Source organism: Streptomyces sp. WMMB 714 (genome assembly GCF_900090125.1).
Taxonomy (GTDB): domain Bacteria; phylum Actinomycetota; class Actinomycetes; order Streptomycetales; family Streptomycetaceae; genus Streptomyces; species Streptomyces daqingensis.
This window is the reverse complement of sequence record NZ_FMHJ01000008.1, coordinates 217464-240050: the sequence shown is the minus strand read 5'-3', so window position 1 is coordinate 240050 and position 22587 is coordinate 217464. Positions and strand designations below refer to the sequence as shown.

Below are 22587 nucleotides of genomic sequence, written 5' to 3'. Positions count from 1 at the left end.
GAGGGCGCGGGGATGGGCCGGAACGGGTCGGTTCAGGAGGTACGCCGGCGGCGGCGCTCGAGGACGAGGGCCGTGCCGCCGATGAGGAGTGCCGTCGAGACGCCGGCGGCGGGCAGCACGGTGGCACCGCTGGATGCCAGGCTTCCGCCCGGGCCGCCGGCGGATGCTCCGGCCGAGGCAGCGCTCGAACCGCCGCCGTCCGCGCCCGGGTTCGCCGAGCCGCCCGAGTCGGAGTCGCCGCTGCCGCCGCTGTCCCCGGCGGTGGAGCCGCCGTCGCCGGAACCTCCGTCGGTGCCCTCGCCGGAACCTCCGCCGCTGGCGCCTCCGGTCGACGAACCTCCGTCGCTGCCACCGGAGTTGCCGTCGCCGGGTGCGCAGACGATGTCGCTCAGGCCCGGCTCGGCGTCCGCGCCGTCGACCTCGATCAGGGACTTGCCGGCGAGCGCCGGGATGACCTGGGCGGTGGCGCGCAGTGCGGAGCCGTCCGCGACGGGCTTCATGTAGCCGACGGCTCCGCGGTCCGCGGCCTTCGCGTCGCAGCCGAGCTGCATCGTCTTCAGCCACGCGACTCCGTGTGCCGCCGCCTGCCGGCGTTCTCCGGCCTTCAGCGCCTGCACCGCGAGCGCGGTGGTGTTGGAGTTGGCCGCCGACTCCGGCTCGCCGTAGGCGAATCCGCCGTTCTTGTTCTGGCGCTTCTCCAGCCAGTCCAGTGCGGGCGCGGCGTCGTCCTTGCGCTCCGCGGCGAGCAGTGCCTGGACGGCCAGGCCCGTGCTGTCCACGTCGGAGGTGCACTTGGCCGGGTCGCTCTTGAACGTCAGAGGGTAACCGCCGTCCTCGCAGCGGGACTTGGCGAGGAAGTCCGCGGCCTTCTCCGGAAGCGAGTCGGCGCGGTCGAGAGCCAGCACGGCGAGGGACTGGGTGAACTGGTTGGACATGTCGCCGGAGGCGGTGTCGTCGGTGAAGCGGCCGCTGTCCTGCATGCGGTCCTTCAGCGTGGCGACGAGGTCGATGTCGCCGAAGGCGGTCGCGTCCCGGTGCTCGACCCCGGCGACGAGGGCGAGCTTGGCCGCCGCTCCCGCGCTGACGTCCCCCTTCACGCCGCGGGTGATGTACTCCTCGGCGTGCTCGGCGAGCCAGTCGGTGGCCTTGTTCGCGGTGTCGCCTCCGGTGCCGCTGGCGGCGAGCCCGATGACGATGTCTGCGGTCAGACCATGGTCGCCGGAGGCGTTGGCTCCCTTGGACAGCTTGGAGGCGGCCCAGGCGGCGGCGGCCTGCGGCGGAGAGGTGTCGCCGGGCGGATCGGCGTAGGCCGGGGTGGCCGAGACGGCGGTGAACGCCAGGGCGGACAGCGCCGCGGCTCTCCCCAGTGAGGCGCGATTCATGACGTGAACTCCTTTACGGAAGGACCGCGTTGCCGGGCGGACTTCTCGGTGGCGGGAACGCGTTCGGAGGACTTGCGGGTGAAGGTGACGGGCGCTTCGAAGGCGGCGCGTCTGTTGGCACGGCGCAGCGTGGCCAGGACAGCTCGTCCGGTGAGGACGATGGCGATGAGATTGGTGACGGCGCGGCCGGTGTCCCAGCCGAAGGTGGAACTGGCCAGGGTGAAGATGAGGAAGGTGTGCAGGTTCTCCGGCACGGAGGCGTCGGGGTCGAAGGACAGCTGGGTGTCCGGGCCGGCCGTGAAGGGCCAGAACCACATGTTCATGATGAAGCCGAACGCGTAGGCGGCGACGACTCCGTAGGCGGCGAGCATCGCGATCTCCCACCGCCCCGTGACCCTCCGGGGAAGCAGTCCGGCGCCCAGTCCGATCCAGGCGGAGCAGACCATCTGGAACGGCAGCCACGGCCCGACCCCGGCGGTCAGCAGCGCGGAGGCGAACAGCGAGGTCGCGCCGAGCGCGAAGCCGAACCCCGGGCCGAAGACCCGTCCCGCCAGGACCAGCAGGAAGAAGACGGTCTCGATGCCTGCGGTGCCGGCGCCCAGCGGCCGGAGTCCGGCGTTGACGGCCGCGAGGACGCCCAGCATCGCCAGGGCCTTGGTGTCGATGCCGCCCGACGACAGCTCGGCCAGGACAACGGCCAGGACCACGGGCATCGCGAGGATGAACAGCAGCGGCGCGTCGGTGGAGTGGGCGCTGGTGTCCGGCTGGGGCGGTGCGAACAGCGGCCAGAAGAACATGGTCAGGCCGGCCAGGCTCGCGAGGGTGAGCACGATCGCCGTGCGGGCGCTGATCCGTACGGCGGAGGTGCGGTGGCCGGGCGGGGCGCTCGCGCGTCTTCGGCGCCGACCAGCCGGCGTGGCCGTCCCGGAGGCGCTCATGCGGAGGCCTCCTGGGGTGCCAGGGCAGCGGCCACCTGATCGACGGTCAGCCACGTCTGAGGGTGGAGGATCTTGCTCACCTGGGGCGCGAACGCCGGGGAGGAGACGACGACGTCCGCCGTCGGACCGTCGGCCACGACCTCTCCCTCGGCCATCACCACGACCCGGTCGGCCGCGCCCGCGGTGAACTCGACGTCGTGGGTGGCGACCACGACGGATCGGCCCTCCGCGGCGAGCGCCCGCACGGACTCGGTGAAGCGGCGCTTGGCGTGGTAGTCGAGGCCCCGCGTCGGTTCGTCGAGCAGCACCACGTCGGGGGCGGAGACGAGTTGGACCGCCAGCACCAGCGCGAGCTTCTGGCCTTCCGAGAGGTCGCGGGGATGGCGGCCGCCGGGGATGCCTGGGGCCAGTCCGTCCAGCAGCCGCCGGCACGCCCCGGGTTCGGCGCCGGCTTCGGCATCCCCTTGCGCGCACTCGGCGTCGACGGTCTCCAGGTAGAGCAGGTCGCTCGCCGTCTGCGGCACCAGCCCGACCAGGGCACGGGCCGCGCGGGCGGAGAGCTTGCCGGGGTCGCTGCCGCCCACGTCGACGGTGCCGGAGCGCCGGGGCCCGGACCCCTGGAGCGTCCACAGCAGCGACGACTTGCCCGAACCGTTGCGGCCCATCAGTGCCACGACCTCGCCCTTGCGCAGTTCCAGATCGACGTCCCGTACCGCGATCAGCGACCCGTACGACACGACGATCCGGTGAGCCGTCAGACCCGCCCCGGAGCCCGCCCCCCGCTGTACCGCCGGGCTCTCCGGCAGCCGTGAGGAGAGGCGTTCCCGCAGCCCGGCGGCCTGGCGGCGCGCATCGCGCACGGACAGCGGCAGCGGACGCCAGCCCGCCAGCCGCCCCAGGTGAACCACCGGCGGCGCCACGTCGCTGTCCACCATCAACTCGGCCGGATCGCCGTCCCGTACGCCTCCGTCAGCGGTGAGACGCACCAGCCGGTCCGCGTACTGCAGGACGCGCTCCACGCGGTGCTCGGCCACCACCACGGTGGTGCCGAGATCGTGGACGAGCCTGACGACGGCGGCGAGCACCTCCTCGGCTGCGGTCGGATCCAGCGCCGAAGTGGGTTCGTCCAGCACCAGCACCTTCGGATGGGTGGTGAGGACGGAGCCGATGGCGACACGCTGCTGCTGACCGCCCGACAGCGTCCGCAGGGCACGGTGCCGCAGCTCGGCGATGCCCAGCAGGTCCAGGGTCTCCTCGACCCGTTTGCGCATCACCTCGGGGCGGAGGCTCAACTGCTCCATTCCGTAAGCCAGTTCCTCCTCCACGGTGTCGGTGACGAAGCCGGCTAGCGGATCCTGCCCGACGACGCCGACGAGGTGGGCGAACTCCTGCGGCGGGAAGTCGCGGGTGTCCTGCCCGGCGACCTCGACGCGGCCGTGGAGATGCCCCCCGGTGAAGCGCGGAACCAGGCCGTTGACGGCGCCGAGCAGCGTGGACTTCCCCACCCCGGTGCGGCCGGTGACCAGGCAGAGTTCACCTTCCGGGATGCGGAGGTCCACCTCCCGCAGGACGGGCTCGTCCGCGCCGCTGTAGGTGAACGTCACCTCGTCGAACGTGATCAAGAGATGCTCTCCTTGCTGGTCTCGCGTCGTGCGCTGTCCTCGGCCGCGGGACGAGTGGGGGTCGGCTCGGCCTGTTCGAGGTCGGCAGCCTGCGGGGGCGTGAGGGCGGGAGGCGGAGTGAGCCAGGCGGGCAGCAGGCCCGCCAGCACGGCGAGCGCGGGCAGCACCCCCAAGGTCGGCCAAGTCATGGGCGACAGCGAGGGATACAGATCCGCGGGATCGACCTTCGTCGTCGCATACATCAGCGCGCCCGCGGTGATACCTGCCGCCACCGTCAGCAGCTCCGCCGTGCGCCAGCGGTCGGGCCGGTAGCGGCTGCGCCGCACCCGCCTGCCGCCCAGCAGCAGCCCCGCCGTTGCCACTGCCAGTCCGGCCAGCAGCGCGGGCGCCCCCAGATACGCGGGCACCGAGGAGTCCATGACGCCGTACAGGCCGACGCACACCCCCAACAGGCCGGTGAGGACGAGGAATCCGGTGACCAGACGCGCCGCGGGTGCCGTACGTCCCGTGCGGCCGTAACCGTGGGAGGCCATCGCCGCCGCCAGCGCGAGCGAACGCGTCAGGGCGTCCTCCAGGACGGGGATGAGGATGCCGCGCAGCGCCCGCATGCCGCGCTGGGCGCCACCGCGCAGCCGCCGGGCCCGCCGGATGCGCTGAACGCTCTCCACCAACTGCGGTGCGACGCTGAGCGCGACGACGACCGAGGTCCCGATCTCGTACAGCGCGCCCGGCAGTGCCTTGAGCATCCGCTTCGGGTTGGCCAGGGCGTTCGCCGCACCGACACAGACCAGCATGGTGGCCAGCCGCAGCCCGTCGTACAGGCCGCTCAGCAGCTGCTCGGCGGCCACCGGCCCGAACAGCCGTATTCCGGCGGTCCATTCGGGCAGCGGGATCTGCGGAAGGGTGAAGAGGACGGTCTCTCCCTGGCCGCCGCCGAAGACGATGCGGAAGACCACGCGCATGACGACGACGAAGGCGCCCAGAAGGAGATACATCCGGAAGGCCAGCGCCCAGGGCGCATCGCCTCGGCGCCTGGTCACCACGTATCCGCAGACGGCGACGGTGAGCAGGAGCAGCAGCGGGTTCGTGGTGCGGCTGGCGGCGGTGGCCATGCCGAGGGACCACAGCCACCACGCTCCCGGGTGCAGTGCGCGCGGTATCCGGAAGCGGGCGGTGAGGTCTGCGGTGACGCGGGACGACGACATGTCTGCTCAGCCGGCCCGTTCCGCCCGGGCCGTGCGGCGTCTGCGCCAGGCCGTGGCGCCGGCCGCCGCCGCGACCAGTACGACGGCGCCGACGGAGGCCACGGTCCCGGTCGGCACGCCGCCGTCCCGGGCGGGGTCCGCGGTGTTCAGGCCGTCGTCGGCCGTGTCCTCTTCGCCGTCGGGCCCGGCCGCGGAAGCGTCCGAACCGGCGGCGGTGTCCTTCGACTTGGACGGCTCGGGGGACTTCTCGTCCTTCTTCTTGTCCTTGGAGCCGTCCTCGGGCTTCTTCTCGTCCTTCTTGTCCTGGGCCTCGCCGGAACCGTCCTTCCCGGCGCCGGCGGACGAGCCGCCCGACGTGCCCGAACCGTTCCCGCCCGAACTCGAGGATCCACCCCCGGAGTCACCTCCGCCGCCCGAGTCCCCGCCCCCGCCGGGCCGCCGCGGAGCGAGACCCGGCGGGGGGCTGGTCGACTGCGACTCGTCCGTGGAGAAGGACCACCCCTCGAAACTTCCCTTCGGCGGAGTCCGGTTCGTCACCCCCGAGTCGCTGTACTTCCAGCTGCCTCCGTCGGACGCGTGCCAGTAGGACCAGTAGGCAGAGGTGGGAGGGGTGTCGATGCAGGGTTCGCTGTCCGCTCCCGGCTTGCCCTCGATGCGGCAGACGAAGGCCTCGCCCCAACGGTTGGTTCCGGTGATCTTGAAGCCGGCGTTCTTGAGGGCCGCCAGGCCGGTGGACTGACTCCCGTGGGCGCAGCGGACGACGGTGCCTCCACCGAGGTCCTGGAAGTCGACGACGACTGTGACGCCGTCGCTGTTCTTGCAGTAGCCCGAACTCCCCTTGGCTGCCCGGACATCGTCAGTCCGGGAGGCGGCGGCGGACGCCGACGGAGTGAGCCCCGGCGACGTGCCGAGGAGGACGGCAGCCGTTGCGGCGAGGGCCGCGGTCTTCGCGGCCCCGGGTCTGACGGGTCTGACGCGGGCCATGAGCGGGAGAGTCCTTCCGGGCAGGCCGCACCAAGGCCCCCTGCCCGGGCTGTCCCGCAAAAAAGCCCCGTACCTGCATTCGTGCGTCGGTGACGAATGCGGCAGGGGCCCCGGAACGGCTCAGGAGGGCTCCACGCTGCAGACCATGACAGTGAGAAGCTGTGCACGCAGCACGCCAGGTGATCCGACTCGCGGCAGAAGATGCTCAGCCGCTCACGGTTGCAGGTCAGTGCCGGAATCCCACCGGCTTTCCCCGAGCGCGTACGCATTGAGTTGTCGGTGTCCGTTCACACACGGACGCAACTGCATCGTACGGGCAGACGAACTGCTCCCGCCAGACGGCGATTTCAGGCCGGGTGGCGGGCGGTCGGCCGATGAGAGGAGGGGAGCCGATGCGGTCAATGCGCCGGCGGACTCCAGTGTCCGACTGCTGTTGTCCCGTCAGCTCGGTCCTTTGCGTCCGACGAGATGGAAGACGCGACTGAGTTGCCGGTAGGGATCTCGTCGGCCGGCTTCGAGTTCGACTGCGGCGGCCGCCGCCAACTTCTCCGAATCGCTCGGGTCCATGCCGGCTCCGCTGAAGTCGAGCCAGTCGGCGAACAGCCATACGCCGTACCAGCGCAGTGGCTCCACGCCGCGGCTCCGTACGAGTCGGGAGAGTTCCTCGACCGTGTCAGCTCGGGTCGGCACCCCCAGCACTCCGACCTCGGCCCGGGCGTCGAAAGATGCCAGAGCGTCGTCCCACCGCTGTTCCAGGGCCGGGCGGACCGCCATCGCCTTGGCGTTGCCGGTCATGATCGAGACGAGGCCACCCTCAGCGGCGCATCGGCACAGCTGGGTGACGATCGGCTCGGGCCGCTCCTGGTACCCGAGCACGCCGTGGCACAACACCGCGGCGAAGCGTCGTTCGTCCACTGCCGCGTCGGCGTGCTCGCCGTCGGCCTCCAGGAGCGTTACCCGTCGCCGGGTCTCACCTGGCATCCGCGCGAGCCGCTGCCGGGCCTTGTCCAGCATCGCGGGCGACGGGTCGAGCAACGTCACGTCGTAACCGGCTCGGGCCAGCGGAAACGACTGATGGCCCGCGCCGCCGCCGACGTCGAGCACAGGTGCCGGGGGCGGCGGCAAGTGCTCCATCAGCTGTTGGTGCATCACGTAGGTGCGCACGCGCCCCTTCACCGAGGCGTAAGCCCCGTCCGCAAACTGGTCGGCCAGACCGGCCCAGGTGTCATCGCCCACTGCGCCACAATACAAGTCAGTAGTTAGTAAGGAGTAACTTAACCGCCATGGCTGCGCGTATGAGTGGACCCGAACGGCGATCCCAGGTGCTGGGGATCGCCGCCGGCGAGTTCGCGGATCACGGACTTCACGGTGCATCGATCGAGGCGATCGCGCGGGAGGCGGGCATCACGCAGGCCTACGTGTTCCGGATGTTCGGGACCAAGAAGGCGCTGTTCCTGGAGCTGGTCGGCGCGGCCTTCGACCGGTTCAGCGACGGCATGGCCCAAGCCGCCGAGGGCACCGGAGGTCTCAGCGCGCTGGAGCTGATGGGAGCTCAGTACTACGAGTCGCTGGCCGATCGCACCAGCCTCTTGCTGCAGCTGCAAGGGTTCGCCGCCTGCGGTGACGGCGAGGTCCGTGATCTGGTGCGGACACGAGTCGCCCACATGTGGGACACCGTTGCCGGTACCGCTGGTCTCGACCCGGTGACGGTGAAGTCGTTCCTTGCCTTCGGCATGCTTCTCAACAATGCGGCTGCCCTCGATGTCGACGAGGTGGATGAGCCGTGGGCCAAGGGCGTAAGCACACGTATCCATGCAGGGCTGTTCGAGCACATCACCGACCGCACGAACCGGTGAAGCAGCGGACCTGTCCAGGCCGGGCGAGGCAGCTGCGCGCGTGAGGTGGGGGCTTCGTACTCGCGGTGGGTCAGGGCCACCATCGGTTCACCGTCGAGCGTCACCTGCCGCGGCACCGGTTTTCCCATCGGGTTCCCCCTGCCCTGCCGTGCACCCCCGGAGCCTTGGACCGGGGGTGCACGAGCCGGCTGTCGAAGACCGGGGCCGGGAGGGACGGCGCCGCCGCGCCTCCCGGCCCGGGTGCGTCAGGAGCCCGGAAGCTCCGCCCTCACCGTCCTTGCGGCTTCGACGAGGCTTTCCAGCGAGGACCGGGTCTCCGGCCAGCCACGGGTCTTGAGCCCGCAGTCGGGGTTGACCCACAGCCGCTCGGCCGGAATCGCCTCAAGTCCCTTGCGCAGCAGCGCTGCTGCCTCGTCCGTGCTGGGGACGCGGGGCGAGTGGATGTCATAGACGCCGGGGCCGGCTTCGCGCGGATAACCGTGCGCCGCCAGCTCGCGCGCCACCTGCATGTGCGACCGGGCCGCCTCCAGGCTGATGACATCGGCGTCGATGTCGTCGATGGCCTGGATGATGTCGCCGAACTCCGCGTAGCACATGTGCGTGTGGATCTGCGTCGCCGGACGCACCCCGCTCGTGCTGAGACGGAAGGACTCCGTCGCCCACTCCAGATACGCCGGGCGGTTCGCCGCACGCAACGGCAGCGTCTCCCGCAGGGCGGGCTCGTCGACCTGGATGACCGAAGTCCCCGCCGCTTCCAGGTCCTGGACCTCGTCGCGCAGCGCGAGTGCCACCTGCCTGGCGGTGTCGCCGAGGGGCTGGTCGTCACGGACGAACGACCAGGCCAGCATGGTGACCGGACCCGTCAGCATCCCCTTGACCGGGCGGTTCGTGAGCGACTGGGCGTACGTCGTCCACGGCACCGTCATCGGCTCGGGACGGGAGATGTCACCCGCCAGGATCGGGGGCCGCACATAGCGGGTGCCGTACGACTGCACCCAGCCCTGCTGCGTGGCGAGGTAGCCGGTCAGCTGCTCGGCGAAGTACTGCACCATGTCGTTGCGTTCGGGCTCGCCGTGCACCAGGACGTCGATCCCGGCGTTCTCCTGGAAGGAGAGCACCTGCCGGATCTCGTCCTTGATCCGCTCCTCGTAGCCCGCGGTGTCGATCTTTCCCTTCCGCAAGTCGGCGCGGGCGGTGCGCAGTTCGGTCGTCTGCGGGAAGGAGCCGATGGTCGTCGTCGGCAGCAGCGGAAGACCCAGGTGCTCGCGCTGTGCCTTCGCCCGCTCGGTGTAGGGCTGGGAGCGGCGCCCGTCGGCGTCGGTGATCGCCCCGGCCCTGGCCCGCACCGCCGGGTCGTGGGTGATGGCCGAGCCGGCGCGGGAGGCCAGGTCGGCCCGGTTGGCGGTCAGCTCCGCGGCGATGGCGTCCGTACCGCCGGCCAGGCCCTTGGCGAGGACCGCCACCTCCTTCGCCTTCTGCCGGGCGAAGGCCAGCCAACGGAGGATCTGCCGGTCGATGTCCCGCTCGGCGCCCGTGTCGATCGGCACATGCAGCAGCGAACAGGAGGCCGCCACATCGACCCGGTCCGCGAGGCCCAGCAGAGTGCCGAGCGTGGAGAGGGACTTCTCGAGGTTGTTGATCCAGATGTTGCGGCCGTTGACGACGCCCGCGACCAGGCGCTTGCCCTTGAGCCCGCCGGCTTTCGCCAGGTCGTCGAGGTTCGCGGCGGCGGCCTCGGTGAAGTCGATCGCGAGACCGTCCACGGGTGCCTTGGCCAGGACGGGCAGGGCCTCGCCCAGGCGGTCGAAGTACGACGCGACGAGCAGCTTCGGGCGGTCGGCCAGGCCGCCGAGGTCCCGGTAGGCGCGGGACGCGGCATTGAGTTCGGCGGCCGTGCGGTCCTCGACGAGGGCCGGCTCATCGACCTGCACCCATTCGGCTCCTGCTGCGCGCAGATCCGCCAGGATCTCCGCGTACACGGGCAGCAGCCGGTCGAGGAGTGTGAGCGGGTCGAAGTCGTCAGCGACACTCGGCGCGGGCTTGGACAGGAGCAGATACGTGACAGGGCCGACCAGGACGGGCCGCGGGGTGTGACCGAGGGCGAGGGCTTCCTTCAGCTCCGCGACCTGCTTGGAGCTGTCGGCGGCGAACTCGGTGTCGGGCCCCAACTCCGGTACGAGGTAGTGGTAGTTGGTGTCGAACCACTTGGTCATCTCCAGCGGCGCGACCTCCTGGGTGCCGCGCGCCATGGCGAAGTAGCCGTCGAGGGCGTCCGCCGCGACGGCGGAGCGGTGGCGCTCGGGGACGGCGCCGACCATGACACTCGTGTCGAGGACGTGGTCGTAGTAGGAGAAGTCCCCGGTCGGGACCTCGTCGATGCCGGAGTCGGCCAGGAGCTTCCAGTTGGAGCGGCGCAGGCCTGCTGCGGTCTCCCGGAGGGAGTCCGCGGTGACGCGTCCTTTCCAGTAGCCCTCGATGGCCTTCTTCAGTTCCCGGTTCGGGCCCTGACGGGGGAAGCCGTACACGGTGGGCCGTGCTGCCGCGGCTGCGGACTTCGCTGTCACGAACTCTCCTTCGCGAACGATTCGGACAAGTCCCCGTGACGGGACGAGCACGCGAAGGAACGACGGCATCGGACGGCAGGGCACACGTTCTCGTGTGCGGCGTTCCGTCTGATGTTGTGGTCGCCGACCCGCCCTCGAGGTCACTGGGACATCCGCACGCGATCGGTCGCGCGCGGGCAGCAGGCAGGTCTTCGGACTCGTGGGCCCGTCCGCGTTCGAAGGCGGACGCCTACTGGCCGTCGCTTCCCGGCCCCCTACAAGACCAGTGCGTATGACGGCGGTCGTTCCCACTCACCGCTGCGGGGCAGTCCCGGATTCCCACCGGGTTCCCTCTTTCGACGTGCCTGCCTGGCGGGCAGGACGAACCAGCTGCACCGTCAGCCTAGCCAGGAGGGCGGAGTACGAAACACCGCAGGGCGAGCGGCCCCTGTTCCGGGGTGCGGTCCGGCTCGGTCGCGGGCCTCGACGGGGTACGGCATGTGCGCAAGGACACACTGCTGCACGGGGAGACGCAGGTGCGGCACACCGTCGCCTTCCACCGCGAGACGGTGCGGGCCCGGCGCATCGGCTCCCGTCCAGGGGCCGGCGGCCTCGTGTCGGCGAGGCCGCCGGCCGGTTCAAGGGGCGGCCCCCGTGCGTGGGGCTCCGGATGCGGCGTGTGCGGTGCGGACCGCTCCGGCGCCGGCGCTGCGGACAGCGCCGGGCCGCAGAGGGGATCAGGCCAGCAGGTGGTTGGTGTGGGAGGCGCGGCGGGCGGCGTCCAGGAGGGCTCGAATCCGGGAGTCGGCCTGGTCGGGGTCGGTTACGGGGGCCGGGAACGGCAGCCGGGCGTCGCGGTGGGCGTTCGGATATTCGAGGCGCAGTGTCAGGCCGTAGCGGTCGAGCGCGACGGGGACGGCGCGGAGTATGCCTCGCTCGGGCTGCGGTCGCACGAGGCGCAGCAGCAGGGGAACGGAGTCACCGTGGCCGTCCAGGAGGTGCATCAGCATGGCGGCTTCGCAGGTGGCCAAGGGGTCGGGGGGTGTCTCTTGCAGCGCGCCCAGTGTCACGTAGGAGCGTCCGCGGAAGTCTTCGAGGACCGCTTGGCCGAATTCCATGCACGTGCTCCGGGCTGCGGCGTCGAACTGGGCTGCCAGGAGTCCGGTCACGGTGACACGGGCGCGCAGTCGGTCGCGCACCGGTGTGGGGGTGATGTCGGTCAGTTCCAGCTTCACGGGAAGGCGCATCTCGTCCATGGGGGACGGGCTCTCCGGGGGTGCGTGAAGGTGGATGTTGCCGACCGCCTCCGACTCGGGGAGGCGGTGCACTTCGGCATGGAATCCGTCGCTCACCACCGTCATCGAATGAGCCGAAGCCAAGATCGATCGAACGCGTTCGGCGGGCGTGGGCTCTGTGGCGCGGGTGCGGAAGGGGCGCATCCAAGTTCTCCAATTGCACGGTCGGAGAGAGCGGCGACCACTCAGACGTGGGCTTACTTAGGTTAGGCTAACCTAACATCATTTCGACGGTGCATCCGTGGTCACGTCAAGGAGGCGGCTCATGGCGCGAGTTCCGAAGGTTCTGGCCGAGTACGCGCAGCGCCGCGGCTTCGCCACGGAGGTGACCGCAGTCGAGCGCCCCTCCCCGTCGCTGCTGCGCATCGCCTTTCACAGCCCTTCGTTGAGGTCCCGGGATGTCTCGCCCTGCGACGTCACCGCTTTCCGCGTGGGCGACAACGACTTCCGCCATTACACGCCCGAGTCCCACGACCGGGAGGCCGGCACAGCCACGGTGCTGGTGCACCACCACGGCCTGGCCGACGCCCCCGGACTCCACCTCATCGAATCGCTCGCGCCGGGCAGCGAGATCGTCTGGTGCGGACTGGAGTCCGCGAGGAGCTTCCGCTGGACTTCGCCCCGCGCAGCGCTCGCCATGGGCGACGCGAGCACGCTGGGACTGATGGCGGCACTCACCGAGCACGCGAACGCGGAGGGCACGCGCCTGCTCGTCGCCGTGGAGGTCGAGCCGCCGGACCGGGACTACGTCCGCACGCTGCTGCCCGACGCGGTCGTCCTGTCCGAAGGCAAGGAACACGGTGCCGCACTCGACGAGTGGCTCGCCGAAGCCGACGAGCGCATCCGCGGCCTCGCACCGCAAACGGCCTACCTGGCCGGGCACGGCGGCTCTGTACAACGGCAACGCCACAGGCTGCGCACACTGGGGCTCGACCGACGTGCCATCCGTACACAGCCGTACTGGGCGACCGGCCGCACCGGACTGTGAGCCGGGGCCGCCCGGAGGGGCAGCCTCGCCGCGTCGCCGTTCGCGGAGTCGGCCCGTCAGCGCACGGCGGCCACGACGGCGTCGCTGGGGGCACCACACCTGCCGTGCCCCGGAGAACCTTCAGCCGTCCTGCTGCCCGCGGAAGGTGCGCAGCAGCCGCTCCGCGGCGAGCGACGCCGTCAACTTGCCCTCCCGCACCTGCTGTTCGAGCTTCGGGGCGAGCTCCCGCACGCCCTGGTCCTCGCGGAGGCCGGACAGGAGCTGCTCGCGGACCATGGACCACACCCAGTCCACCTGCTGGTTCCGCCGCTTGCGCTCCAGCCCGCCGTCCGCGTCGAGGAGTTCGCGGTGGGCGCGGAGCCGTTCCCAGACGGTGTCCAGGCCCGTCCCCTCACGCGCGCTGCACGTCAGTACGGGCGGAGTCCACGCGGCGTCCGGGGACTGCAGCATGCGCAGGGCGCCGGAGAGTTCGCGGGCGGCGGAGCGGGCGTCGCGTTCGTGCGGCCCGTCGGCCTTGTTGACGGCGACGACGTCGGCGAGTTCCAGCACGCCCTTCTTGATGCCCTGCAGCTGGTCCCCGGTGCGGGCGAGGGTGAGCAGAAGGAACGAGTCGACCATGTTGGCCACCGCCGTCTCCGACTGGCCCACGCCGACGGTCTCCACGAGCACCACGTCGTACCCGGCCGCCTCCATCACGACCATCGTCTCGCGCGTCGCCCGAGCCACCCCGCCCAGCGTCCCGGACGTCGGCGAGGGCCGTACGAACGCCGACGGGTCCACGGCCAGCCGTTCCATGCGCGTCTTGTCGCCGAGGATGGAGCCGCCCGTGCGGCTGGACGACGGGTCGACGGCGAGGACGGCGACGCGGTGCCCGAGCCCGGTCAGCATGCTGCCCAGCGCGTCGATGAACGTGGACTTGCCGACGCCGGGCACGCCGCTGATGCCGACCCGTACCGCGTGACCGGAGTGCGGCAGCAGCCCGGTCAGCAGCCGCTGCGCGAGGTCGCGGTGAGCCGCCTTGGTGGACTCCACGAGGGTGATGGCGCGGGCGATGTGCGCGCGGGAGCCGGCGAGGACGCCCTCGGTGTAGCCGTCGATGTCGATCGCGGGTGCTTTCGGTGCCATGGGCCGCACTGGATCACAGCTCGTGGCCGAGCGCGGCGGCCAGGCTCTGGAGCAGGTCGTGCGCGGCGTCCGGGATCACGGTGCCGGGCGGGAAGACGGCCGCGGCGCCCATCTCGTGGAGGGTGTCGACGTCCTGCGGCGGGATCACGCCGCCCACCACGACCATGACGTCCTCCCGGCCGGCTTCGGCCAGTTCCTCCCGCAGCGCCGGCACGAGCGTGAGATGCCCGGCGGCCAGCGAGGAGACGCCGACGATGTGCACGTCGGCCTCCACGGCCTGCCGCGCCACCTCCGCCGGCGTCTGGAAGAGCGCGCCGACGTCGACGTCGAAGCCGAGGTCGGCGAAGGCGGTGGCGATGACCTTCTGCCCGCGGTCGTGCCCGTCCTGGCCCATCTTGGCGACGAGGATCCGCGGGCGCCGCCCCTCCGCCTCCTCGAACGCCTCCACCAGGGCACGCGTGCGCTCCACGCCCGGTGAGGTCCCTGCTTCGTCGCGGTACACGCCGGAGATCGTACGGATCTGCCCCGCGTGGCGCCCGTACTCCTTCTCCAGGGCGTCGGAGATCTCGCCGACGGTGGCCTTCGCGCGGGCCGCGTTCACCGCGAGCGCCAGGAGGTTGCCCTCCAGCCCGCCGCCGGTGCGGTGGCCGTCGGCCGCCGCACCGGTCAGGGCGCGCAGCGCGTCCTGGCAGGCGTCCTCGTCGCGTTCCTCGCGCAGCCGGCGGAGCTTGTCGATCTGCTGCGCACGGACCGCGGAGTTGTCGACCTTGAGGACGTCGATCTTCTCGTCGCTGTCGACCCGGTACTTGTTGACGCCGATGAGCGCCTGCCGTCCGGAGTCGATTCGGGCCTGGGTGCGGGCGGCGGCCTCCTCGACGCGGAGCTTGGGGATGCCGGCGTCGATGGCCTTGGCCATGCCCCCGGCCGCCTCGACCTCCTCGATGTGCTGCCACGCCCGGCGGGCCAGGTCGTGCGTGAGGCGTTCGACGTACGCGCTGCCGCCCCACGGGTCGATGACGCGTCCGGTGCCCGACTCCTGCTGGAGCAGCAGCTGCGTGTTGCGGGCGATGCGCGCGGAGAAGTCCGTGGGGAGGGCGAGGGCCTCGTCGAGGGCGTTGGTGTGCAGCGACTGCGTGTGGCCCTGGGTGGCGGCCATCGCCTCGACGCAGGTGCGGGCCACGTTGTTGTAGACGTCCTGCGCGGTGAGCGACCAGCCGGAGGTCTGGCAATGGGTGCGCAGCGACAGCGACTTCGGGTTCTGCGGGCCGAACTTCTTCACCAGCCTGGCCCACAGCAGCCTGCCCGCACGCAGCTTCGCGATCTCCATGAAGAAGTTCATGCCGATCGCCCAGAAGAACGACAGGCGCGGCGCGAAGGCGTCGACGTCCAGCCCGGCGTCGAGGCCCGCGCGCAGGTACTCGACACCGTCGGCGAGCGTGTAGGCGAGCTCCAGGTCGGCTGTCGCGCCTGCCTCCTGGATGTGGTAACCGGAGATCGAGATGGAGTTGTAGCGCGGCATCCGCTGCGAGGTGAACGCGAAGATGTCGGAGATGATCCGCATCGAGGGCTGCGGCGGGTAGATGTAGGTGTTGCGGACCATGAACTCCTTGAGGATGTCGTTCTGGATGGTCCCGGCCAGCTTCTCCGGCGGTACGCCCTGCTCCTCGGCGGCGACGATGTACAGCGCGAGGACGGGCAGCACGGCGCCGTTCATCGTCATCGACACGCTCATCCTGTCCAGCGGGATGCCGTCGAAGAGCTGCCGCATGTCGTAGATGGAGTCGATCGCGACGCCCGCCATGCCGACGTCTCCGGTCACGCGCGGATGGTCGCTGTCGTAACCCCGGTGCGTGGGCAGGTCGAACGCGACGGACAGGCCCTTCTGCCCCGCCGCGAGATTGCGCCGGTAGAAGGCGTTCGACTCCTCGGCCGTGGAGAATCCCGCGTACTGGCGGATGGTCCACGGCTGGTTGACGTACATCGTGGGGTACGGGCCCCGCAGGTACGGCGCGATGCCGGGGTAGGTCTCCAGGAAGTCCAGCCCCGCGAGGTCGCCCTCGGTGTAGAGCGGCTTGACGGCGATGCCCTCGGGGGTCTCCCACACGAGGTCGCTCTCGCTCTTGCCGGTGCTCTCCTGGACGGCCGACTGCCATGCGCTGTAGGCCAGTTCACCGTTCTCGGGGGCTGCCTGCGCGTCCCCGTCCGGCCCGTCCAGAGCGATCCCGGAGAAGTCGGGGACGGCGTCCCCCGCACCAGGCTGCTGTGCCGCGCCCTGCATCAGGCCACTCCCAATCGGTCGAGGACGGAGGAGAGCAGGGCGACGGCGTCGCCGCCCGAGTAGACGAACTCGCCGACGCCGGCCCGCAGATACGCCTCGCGTTCCGCGCCGGACGGCCGTCCCGCGAGCAGCACCGGGCCCGCGCCCGCCGAGACCAGCGCGGCGGCGACACCCTCGGCCTGCTCGGCGTACAGCTTGTCGCTGGAGCACAGGCACGCGGCCTTCGCCCCGCTGCGTCCGAAAGCCTCCGCCACGTTGGCCTCGCCGACCGTCTCGGGCTCGTGGACGGGCTCGATGCCGCCCGCCTGCAGGAGGTTGGCGGCGAACCCGACGCGTGCCGTGTGCGCCGCGGCCGGACCGAGCGCCGCGATGAAGACGCGGGGACGGGCGCCGGTGGCGGCGAGGTGGGCGTCCGAGCGCGCACGCAGCTCCTCGAAGGGCTCGTCGCGGCGTACCTTCGGAAGCCCCCCGCCCGGCTCGGGCGGTGCCGGGGCGCGTTCGACGGGCTCCTCGGCGAGATGGGGGAACTCGCTGACGCCGGTGACCGGTTCACGGCGGTGCGCCAGATCGGCGCTGCGCCGCTCCCACGACCGGGCGAGCCGTTCCGCGACCAGACCGGACCGCCAAGCCGCTGCCTGGCCGCCCGCGTTCTCGATCTCCTGGAAGAACTCCCATGCCTTCCGTGCGAGTTCGTCCGTCAGCCGCTCCACGTACCAGGAGCCGCCCGCGGGGTCGATCACCTGCGCCAGGTGCGACTCCTCCAGCAGGATCGAGGAGGTGTTGCGGGCGATGCGGTGCGCGAAGGCGTCGGGCAGGCCGAGCGCCGAGTCGAAGGGCAGGACGGTCACCGCGTCGGCCCCGCCGACGCCCGCGGCCAGACAGGCGACGGTCGTGCGCAGCATGTTCACCCACGGATCCCGGCGGGTCATCATCACCGTCGACGTGACGGCGTGCTGACGCTGCGCCGCGGCGGCCGGGCCGACGGAGCAGACCTGGGCGACGCGGGCCCACAGGCGCCGCGCGGCGCGCAGCTTGGCGATGGTCAGGAACTGGTCCGCGGTGGCCGCGTACCGGAACTCCAGCTGCGCGCAGGCCGCTTCGGCCGTGAGGCCGGCGGCGGTCAGTTCACGGAGGTAGGCGACGCCGGTGGCGAGTGAGGCGCCCAGCTCCTGAGCGGCGGAGCCGCCCGCCTCGTGGTACGGCAGGGCGTCGACGGTGAGGGCGCGCAGCCCCGGATAGCCGCTGTGGCAGGTTCCGGCCAGGCGGGCGGCGCGCGCGCACTGCCCGTCGAGGTCCGACGCGTCGCCTGTACGGGCGAGCAGGCCCAGCGGGTCGGCGCCGAGGTTGCCGAGCGCGGCGCGGGGCGGGACGGAGCGCGTCTCGTACAGCCGCAGCAACTGCCGTGCGGCGGCGTCGAACGCGGCCCCCGCGTCGAGATGGACCGGGGCGAGGTCGAGGTGGACGCCGTCGAGGGCGTCCGGCAGCCGCTCGACCGGGACGCCCGCGGCGCCGGCCGAGACCCACAGCGACGTCACGCCGTTCTCGAGGTCGGCGAGCATCTCCTCGTTGCAGCGCGCCGCGTCCGGCTGCCGGTGGAGCTGACGTACGTCCCAGCCCGTGAGGGCGTTGCCCTCCGGCTTGCCGCCGCGCACGAACGGGGGGGCGCCCGGGCAGCCGGCGCCACCGGCGACGTCGGCGGACGTGTACAGCGGTCGGACCGTGAGCCCGTCCTCCAGTTCGGTGGCGAGGACGTCCTCGACAGCCGGTCCGGAGGCCTCCGCGGCACCCGTCTTGCGCAGCACGCCTTCCACGAGGCGCCGCCAGTCGTCGCGGCTCGCGTCGGGGAACTCGGCGGCGAGTGAGAACTCGTCGTCAGGCAGGACCGTCATGGCGCAAGGCTAGGCGAGCGCCCGCTCAGCCGGGAGCGGGAACGGATGTGACCTTGGACGCTCGGATGTGAATCCGGACGCCCGAAGCCGCTCCCCGGGCCGTTCGCGCGGGGCCGCGCGCGAGGCGAACCGTCCCCGGACGGGGTGCCCTTGGACGGGCGTCCCCGGACGGCCGTTCCCGGACGGGCCCTGGCCGCCGGGCCGCGCCTCAGAGGTTCGGGTCCGGCCATCCGAAGGACGCCTGCGTCCTGGCGGGAAGCGGACCGGCGCCCACGCCCTGCAGGTCGCGGTCGGCCACTCTCATCAACTGCCGCCCCAGTTCCGCCATCGCCCGGCTCGCCGCCAGTTCGTCGCCGATCTCGGGGATGTCGATGTCCTCGGGGTTGCAGCGGGCGACGCCGCGTCCGGTGATCGTCGACTCACCGGTGTCCAGAACCGCACGCGCCGTGGTGGTGCCCTCCTCCTCGAAGATGAATATCCGTACGTTCCACTCCCGTGTCGTGGCCATGGTGTCCTCCTCGGCTCGTTCCGTTGCCGCGCCGGCTCCCGGGGGCGGGGACGGCCCGCCCGGGCCGGTCTCCCGGTCCCTCCGGCCGGCCGTCTATGCGCCCTGCGGCGCGAGGTATTCGCTCCGGATGCGCTGCCGCACCAGCTCGCCCAGGCTCCGCAGGCGGTCCGATTCCAGGGGCTCCGGCGCCACCGGACGGGTGATCCGCCGCGCCTCCTGCGGCAGTTCGGCGAGCTCCGCCGCGAACCGGTCCTGCGCCTCCCGCAGCGGGGGCACCGCCGCGACGCGCTCTCCGTCCCGCATCACGGGGCGCAGCAGCGGACGTGCCCCCGCCGGAGCCGGTTCGTCAGCGAGCGCGAGTGTGTCGGCGAAGCCGTGACGGCGGAAGACCTGTTTGGCGCCGGGGGCGGTGGCCTTCTTCGCGGACAGCTTCATCACGGGGCGCCCGTCGTAGGCGACCATCTTGTAGGCCGAGTCCAGGTAGGGCGCGTCCGCGGAGACGCCCACCTTCGTGCCGACGGCGAAGACGTCGACGGGGGCGTGCTCCCGCACCAGGCGCTCCACCTTCCTCTCGTCGAGGCCGCCGCTGACGACGATCTGCACCTCCGGCAGCCCGGCGGCGTCCAGGATGCGGCGCGACCGTACGGCCAGCGCGCCCAGGTCGCCGCTGTCCAGCCGGACCGCCGAACCGGCGCCCAGGCCGAGCGACTTGAGGACCCGCGCCGCCGTACGCACGCCTTCCTCCGTGTCGTAGGTGTCCACCAGATAGGTGACGGGACCGGGGTGGGCGCGGGAGAAGGCGCGGAAAGCCGTCTCCTCGGAGCCGAACGCCTCCACGTACGAGTGGGCCATCGTGCCGACGGCGGGCAGCCCCAGCGACGTCGCCGCCGCCACGTTGCTCGTCCCGGCGAAGCCCACGAGCGCCCCGAGCCGGGCGGCGTCGAACCCGGCGGGCGGCCCGTGCGTGCGGCGCAGGGAGAAGTCCACGACGGGACGGCCGTCGGCGGCGAGCACGCACCGCGCGGACTTCGACGCGATCGCCGTCTGATGGCTGATCAGGTTCAGCACGTACGTCTCGACGAGCTGGGCGACCGGCAGGGGTGCGGTGATCTCCAGCAGCGGTTCGTTCGCGAAGACCAGGCTCCCCTCCGGGACGGCACGCACCTCCCCGCGGAAGGCGATGCCGAGCAGGGGTACCAGGTCGCGGGGCGGCCGGCCGAGAGCGGCGGCGAAGGCGTCGATGTCGTCGGGTCCGATACGGAAACCGGCGAGATGGTCGAGGACGGGTTCGAGCCCGGCGGCGACCAGGAAGCCCCGGTCAGGCGGCAGGTCGCGGACGTAGAGACTGAAGGTCGCGGGCCCGGTCATCCCCTCCCGCACGTACGACATGGCCATCGTCAGTTCGTACAGGTCTGTGGTCCTGGCATCGGACATCTCCAGGCACCTCCGGAGAAGGGTTCAGCCGTACGGGACGACGGCGAGGGGAGCGCGGGCGTGGTGCATGACGGCGTGCGTGACGGAACCCACGTGCGTACCGATGCGCGAGCGCCGGTTGCGCCGTCCGACGACGAGCATCGACGCCTGTGCGGCTGCCTCCACGAGCAGATGCGCGGGCTGGTCGATCAGTGCTTCGGCGTGCACCTTGATGTCGGGGTGCCGCTCCGTCCAGGGGCGCAGAGCGGCTGTGAGCGCGTCGTTCTGCGCGGCGAGCAACTCGGCCTGCATCGCGGGCGGAATGGGACTGGGGCGCATGGCGCGGTGGTGGCCGCTCACGCTCCAGGCGTTCAGTACCCGCAACGGCAGTGAGTGCATGGCGGCCTCCTCGAAGGCGAAGGCCATCAGCTCGTCGCACGGGTGCCGCAGATCCACGCCCAGGACGATCTCGCCTGTCGCCGTCCGCTCCTGCAGGGGCAGCGCGGCGTGCGTCTCCGCCTGACGGTCACCGCTGGAGTGGCCGTCGCCCGCATGTGCCCGCACCAGTACGACGGGGCACGCGCAGTGCGCGACGGTCGGCAGCGCCGCCGATCCGACGATGAAGCCCAGCAGGGAACTCAGGCCGCGCGAGCCGAGTACGAGCAGGCCGGTCTCGGCCGAAGCGTCGGCCAGCACGTGTGCCGGCCGTCCGGCAGCCATCTCGACCTCCACGTTCAGCTCCGGGGCGCGGCGGTTGAGTTCGTCGAGCAGCTCGTTGACGAGGTTCTGCGCCCACTCGCGCTCCACCTCGTCGTCGGCGATGGGGGAGTAGGGGTACGCCCCGGCCTCCCGGACGTGGAGCAGTTGCAGCGGCGCGCCGCGTGCCAGTGCTTCGCGGGCGGCCCAGTCGACGGCGCTGTGGCTCTCCCGGGTGCCGTCCACCCCGACCGTCACGGACTCGGTCATCTTTCTCCCTCCCGCTTCCGTGGGCGCCGCGGCGCGAGCGTCACGACGGACTGTCCGGGCGGCGCCGGTCCGTCCGGACGACGTCGAACTGTCCGGACGTTGACCGTCGAGCTGTCCGCGCGGCGGCCGTTTCTCTGTCCACCACTCGACGCGTCCAGATCGCCAGACCAGGGCCGCCACGAGTTCGGCTCACACCCGGCGACGAGTCCACGTCGAACAGTGCGCGTCGCGAACGTCTCACCCTCAGCGTCGCCGCCCCGGCACTGCGGCGACCAGGGTCGTAGGGACCCGAAGCCGGGACCGAACGGCCCATGCACGCGCGGGGCCGGGACGTCCACGCTGGAGCCGGGGCGGCCGAAAGCGCAGCCCGGAAGCGCGGCGCGGCGAACGGCTGAGAACGGCAGGAACGAGCCGCACACGACGGGAGGAGAGATCCATGAAGGGGTTCGTCTTCCATGGCCCCGGCAGGTCCGCGTGGGAGGACGTCGCCGAGCCCGACCTGAAGGACCCCGCGGACGCCGTCGTCCGGGTGGAGACGGCCAGCATCTGCGGTACCGACCTGCACATCCTCCAGGGCGACGTGCCCGGGGTGGCGGACGGGACTGTGCTCGGCCACGAAGCCGTCGGGGAGGTCGTCGAGACGGGAAGCGAAGTGCGCACGGTACGGCCCGGTGACCGCGTGCTCGTCTCCTGCATCACCGCGTGCGGACGCTGCCGGTACTGCCGCGAAGGCACGTACGGGCAGTGCCGCGGCGGAGGGGGCTGGCTGCTGGGGAACCGCATCGACGGCACGCAGGCCGAGTACGTCCGGGTGCCGTTCGCCGACCACTCCGTGCATCTGCTGCCCGGCGCCGTCGACAGTCAGGACGCGGTGCTGTTCGCCGACATCTTCCCGACGGGCTACGAGGTCGGCGTGCTGAACGGCTCGGTGCGTCCCGGTGACACGGTCGCCGTCGTGGGCGCCGGACCGGTCGGCCTCGCGGCCGTCGCCACGGCGCGGCTGTACTCGCCCGACCGGGTCATCGCGGTGGACAGGCTGCCCGGCCGTCTGCAGTCGGCCGCCCGGCTCGGCGCCGACGCGCACGTGCTCGCGTCGGACGAACCCGAGCAGCTCGTGGCCGACCTGACGGACGGGCTCGGGGCTGACGTGGCGATCGAGGCGGTGGGCCTGCCGGAGACGTTCGAGATGTGCACGCGCATGGTCCGTGCCGGAGGGCACGTCGCCAACGTCGGAGTGCACGGCAAGCCCGCGGCCCTCCATCTTGAGGATCTGTGGCCCAAGGACGTGACGATCCGCACCGGCCTCGTCGACACCTCCTCGGTGCCGATGCTGCTGAGCATGCTCAACGCCGGGAGGCTGACGACGTCGCCGCTGGTGACGCACGTCTTCGGGCTCGACTCGATGGAGGAGGCGTACGAGGTCTTCGCGGGCGCGGAGGACACCGGAGCGTTGAAGGTCGCCGTGAGGGGGCCGCAGGTCTACAGGCCCGACAGCGCGTCACTGGTCGCCACGGCGGGCTGACCGGGCACCGAGGGCGACGCGGCAGACGGCGGACGGCGCCCGTCCGTCGCCTGCCGTCGTCGCACCCGTCGGT

General features: G+C 71.8%; 17 protein-coding genes and 2 riboswitches. Of the genes, 3 read left to right on the top strand and 14 right to left on the bottom strand.

Features of this window, described 5'->3' with window-relative positions:
- Window positions 1-32: 32 nt before the first annotated feature.
- The 6 genes from H181DRAFT_RS16920 to H181DRAFT_RS16895 all read right to left on the bottom strand — a co-directional run bounded on the left by H181DRAFT_RS16920 (window position 33) and on the right by H181DRAFT_RS16895 (window position 7367).
- Entirely contained in the window at window positions 33-1382 is a 1350-nt protein-coding gene (locus H181DRAFT_RS16920; protein WP_052708614.1) for a prenyltransferase/squalene oxidase repeat-containing protein, read from the bottom strand.
- Entirely contained in the window at window positions 1379-2320 is a 942-nt protein-coding gene (locus H181DRAFT_RS16915; RefSeq protein WP_078895786.1) for an ECF transporter S component, read from the bottom strand. The genes H181DRAFT_RS16920 and H181DRAFT_RS16915 overlap by 4 nt, the downstream gene beginning before the upstream one ends.
- Entirely contained in the window at window positions 2317-3942 is a 1626-nt protein-coding gene (locus tag H181DRAFT_RS16910) for an ABC transporter ATP-binding protein (protein WP_045865308.1), read from the bottom strand. Before H181DRAFT_RS16910 ends, H181DRAFT_RS16915 begins: the two co-directional genes overlap by 4 nt.
- Window positions 3939-5147, bottom strand: a complete 1209-nt coding sequence (locus H181DRAFT_RS16905; protein ID WP_074467904.1) for a CbiQ family ECF transporter T component — start codon at window positions 5145-5147, stop codon at window positions 3939-3941. Before H181DRAFT_RS16905 ends, H181DRAFT_RS16910 begins: the two co-directional genes overlap by 4 nt.
- Window positions 5148-5153: 6 nt before the next feature.
- Window positions 5154-6131: a hypothetical protein gene (locus H181DRAFT_RS16900; protein WP_045865307.1), complete on the bottom strand. Its 978-nt coding sequence runs from the start codon at window positions 6129-6131 to the stop codon at window positions 5154-5156.
- Between the two features lie 156 nt (window positions 6132-6287).
- Window positions 6288-6408, bottom strand: a riboswitch (cobalamin riboswitch).
- 164 nt (window positions 6409-6572) lie between these two features.
- On the bottom strand, window positions 6573-7367 hold the full coding sequence (locus tag H181DRAFT_RS16895) for a class I SAM-dependent methyltransferase (RefSeq protein WP_045865306.1): 795 nt from the start codon (window positions 7365-7367) through the stop codon (window positions 6573-6575).
- A 47-nt stretch (window positions 7368-7414) separates the two neighbouring features.
- Between H181DRAFT_RS16895 and H181DRAFT_RS16890 the strand changes: the two genes are divergently transcribed.
- A complete protein-coding gene (locus H181DRAFT_RS16890; RefSeq protein ID WP_254666877.1) occupies window positions 7415-7987 on the top strand; it encodes a TetR/AcrR family transcriptional regulator in 573 nt (190 codons plus the stop codon).
- Between the two features lie 245 nt (window positions 7988-8232).
- Here H181DRAFT_RS16890 and metE read toward each other — a convergent pair whose 3' ends face one another.
- Entirely contained in the window at window positions 8233-10551 is a 2319-nt protein-coding gene (metE, locus tag H181DRAFT_RS16885; RefSeq protein WP_045865304.1) for a 5-methyltetrahydropteroyltriglutamate--homocysteine S-methyltransferase, read from the bottom strand.
- A gap of 164 nt (window positions 10552-10715) precedes the next feature.
- Window positions 10716-10936, bottom strand: a riboswitch (cobalamin riboswitch).
- Window positions 10937-11267: 331 nt separating this feature from the next.
- Complete coding sequence (locus tag H181DRAFT_RS16880; protein WP_045865303.1) at window positions 11268-11969, bottom strand: DUF2470 domain-containing protein; 702 nt, start codon at window positions 11967-11969, stop codon at window positions 11268-11270.
- A 121-nt stretch (window positions 11970-12090) separates the two neighbouring features.
- On the opposite strand from H181DRAFT_RS16880, the gene H181DRAFT_RS29190 reads away from it, so the two are divergent.
- Window positions 12091-12813 carry an SIP domain-containing protein gene (locus H181DRAFT_RS29190; protein ID WP_045865302.1) on the top strand — a complete coding sequence of 241 codons (723 nt, stop codon included), beginning with the start codon at window positions 12091-12093 and terminating at the stop codon, window positions 12811-12813.
- Window positions 12814-12933: 120 nt separating this feature from the next.
- Here H181DRAFT_RS29190 and meaB read toward each other — a convergent pair whose 3' ends face one another.
- From meaB to H181DRAFT_RS16845, 6 genes are all read right to left on the bottom strand, one after another.
- Window positions 12934-13938 carry a methylmalonyl Co-A mutase-associated GTPase MeaB gene (gene meaB / locus H181DRAFT_RS16870; RefSeq protein ID WP_045865301.1) on the bottom strand — a complete coding sequence of 335 codons (1005 nt, stop codon included), beginning with the start codon at window positions 13936-13938 and terminating at the stop codon, window positions 12934-12936.
- 13 nt (window positions 13939-13951) lie between these two features.
- Complete coding sequence (gene scpA, locus H181DRAFT_RS16865) at window positions 13952-16216, bottom strand: methylmalonyl-CoA mutase (RefSeq protein ID WP_045865300.1); 2265 nt, start codon at window positions 16214-16216, stop codon at window positions 13952-13954.
- On the bottom strand, window positions 16216-18105 hold the full coding sequence (locus H181DRAFT_RS16860) for a methylmalonyl-CoA mutase family protein (RefSeq protein ID WP_045865299.1): 1890 nt from the start codon (window positions 18103-18105) through the stop codon (window positions 16216-16218). The genes scpA and H181DRAFT_RS16860 overlap by 1 nt, the downstream gene beginning before the upstream one ends.
- A gap of 208 nt (window positions 18106-18313) precedes the next feature.
- Window positions 18314-18613 carry a DUF1876 domain-containing protein gene (locus H181DRAFT_RS16855; protein ID WP_045865298.1) on the bottom strand — a complete coding sequence of 100 codons (300 nt, stop codon included), beginning with the start codon at window positions 18611-18613 and terminating at the stop codon, window positions 18314-18316.
- A 93-nt stretch (window positions 18614-18706) separates the two neighbouring features.
- Window positions 18707-20047 carry a nicotinate phosphoribosyltransferase gene (locus H181DRAFT_RS16850; protein WP_045865297.1) on the bottom strand — a complete coding sequence of 447 codons (1341 nt, stop codon included), beginning with the start codon at window positions 20045-20047 and terminating at the stop codon, window positions 18707-18709.
- A gap of 24 nt (window positions 20048-20071) precedes the next feature.
- A complete protein-coding gene (locus H181DRAFT_RS16845) occupies window positions 20072-20992 on the bottom strand; it encodes a universal stress protein (protein ID WP_045865296.1) in 921 nt (306 codons plus the stop codon).
- A 436-nt stretch (window positions 20993-21428) separates the two neighbouring features.
- Here H181DRAFT_RS16845 and H181DRAFT_RS16840 point away from each other — a divergent pair, with 436 nt between their 5' ends.
- Window positions 21429-22514, top strand: coding sequence for an alcohol dehydrogenase catalytic domain-containing protein (locus H181DRAFT_RS16840; protein WP_045865295.1), 1086 nt, complete (start codon window positions 21429-21431; stop codon window positions 22512-22514).
- The last annotated feature ends 73 nt before the right edge of the window (window positions 22515-22587 follow it).

Bases quoted from the DNA above. Each gene is read 5' to 3' on its own strand.
- H181DRAFT_RS16920 (WP_052708614.1), bottom strand. From the start codon at position 1,382: ATGAATCGCGCCTCACTGGGGAGAGCCGCGGCGCTGTCCGCCCTGGCG.
- H181DRAFT_RS16915 (WP_078895786.1), bottom strand. From the start codon at position 2,320: ATGAGCGCCTCCGGGACGGCCACGCCGGCTGGTCGGCGCCGAAGACGC.
- H181DRAFT_RS16905 (WP_074467904.1), bottom strand. From the start codon at position 5,147: ATGTCGTCGTCCCGCGTCACCGCAGACCTCACCGCCCGCTTCCGGATA.
- H181DRAFT_RS16900 (WP_045865307.1), bottom strand. From the start codon at position 6,131: ATGGCCCGCGTCAGACCCGTCAGACCCGGGGCCGCGAAGACCGCGGCC.
- H181DRAFT_RS16890 (WP_254666877.1), top strand. From the start codon at position 7,415: ATGGCTGCGCGTATGAGTGGACCCGAACGGCGATCCCAGGTGCTGGGG.
- H181DRAFT_RS16880 (WP_045865303.1), bottom strand. From the start codon at position 11,969: ATGCGCCCCTTCCGCACCCGCGCCACAGAGCCCACGCCCGCCGAACGC.
- H181DRAFT_RS29190 (WP_045865302.1), top strand. From the start codon at position 12,091: ATGGCGCGAGTTCCGAAGGTTCTGGCCGAGTACGCGCAGCGCCGCGGC.
- meaB (WP_045865301.1), bottom strand. From the start codon at position 13,938: ATGGCACCGAAAGCACCCGCGATCGACATCGACGGCTACACCGAGGGC.
- scpA (WP_045865300.1), bottom strand. From the start codon at position 16,216: ATGCAGGGCGCGGCACAGCAGCCTGGTGCGGGGGACGCCGTCCCCGAC.
- H181DRAFT_RS16860 (WP_045865299.1), bottom strand. From the start codon at position 18,105: ATGACGGTCCTGCCTGACGACGAGTTCTCACTCGCCGCCGAGTTCCCC.
- H181DRAFT_RS16855 (WP_045865298.1), bottom strand. From the start codon at position 18,613: ATGGCCACGACACGGGAGTGGAACGTACGGATATTCATCTTCGAGGAG.
- H181DRAFT_RS16850 (WP_045865297.1), bottom strand. From the start codon at position 20,047: ATGTCCGATGCCAGGACCACAGACCTGTACGAACTGACGATGGCCATG.
- H181DRAFT_RS16845 (WP_045865296.1), bottom strand. From the start codon at position 20,992: ATGACCGAGTCCGTGACGGTCGGGGTGGACGGCACCCGGGAGAGCCAC.
- H181DRAFT_RS16840 (WP_045865295.1), top strand. From the start codon at position 21,429: ATGAAGGGGTTCGTCTTCCATGGCCCCGGCAGGTCCGCGTGGGAGGAC.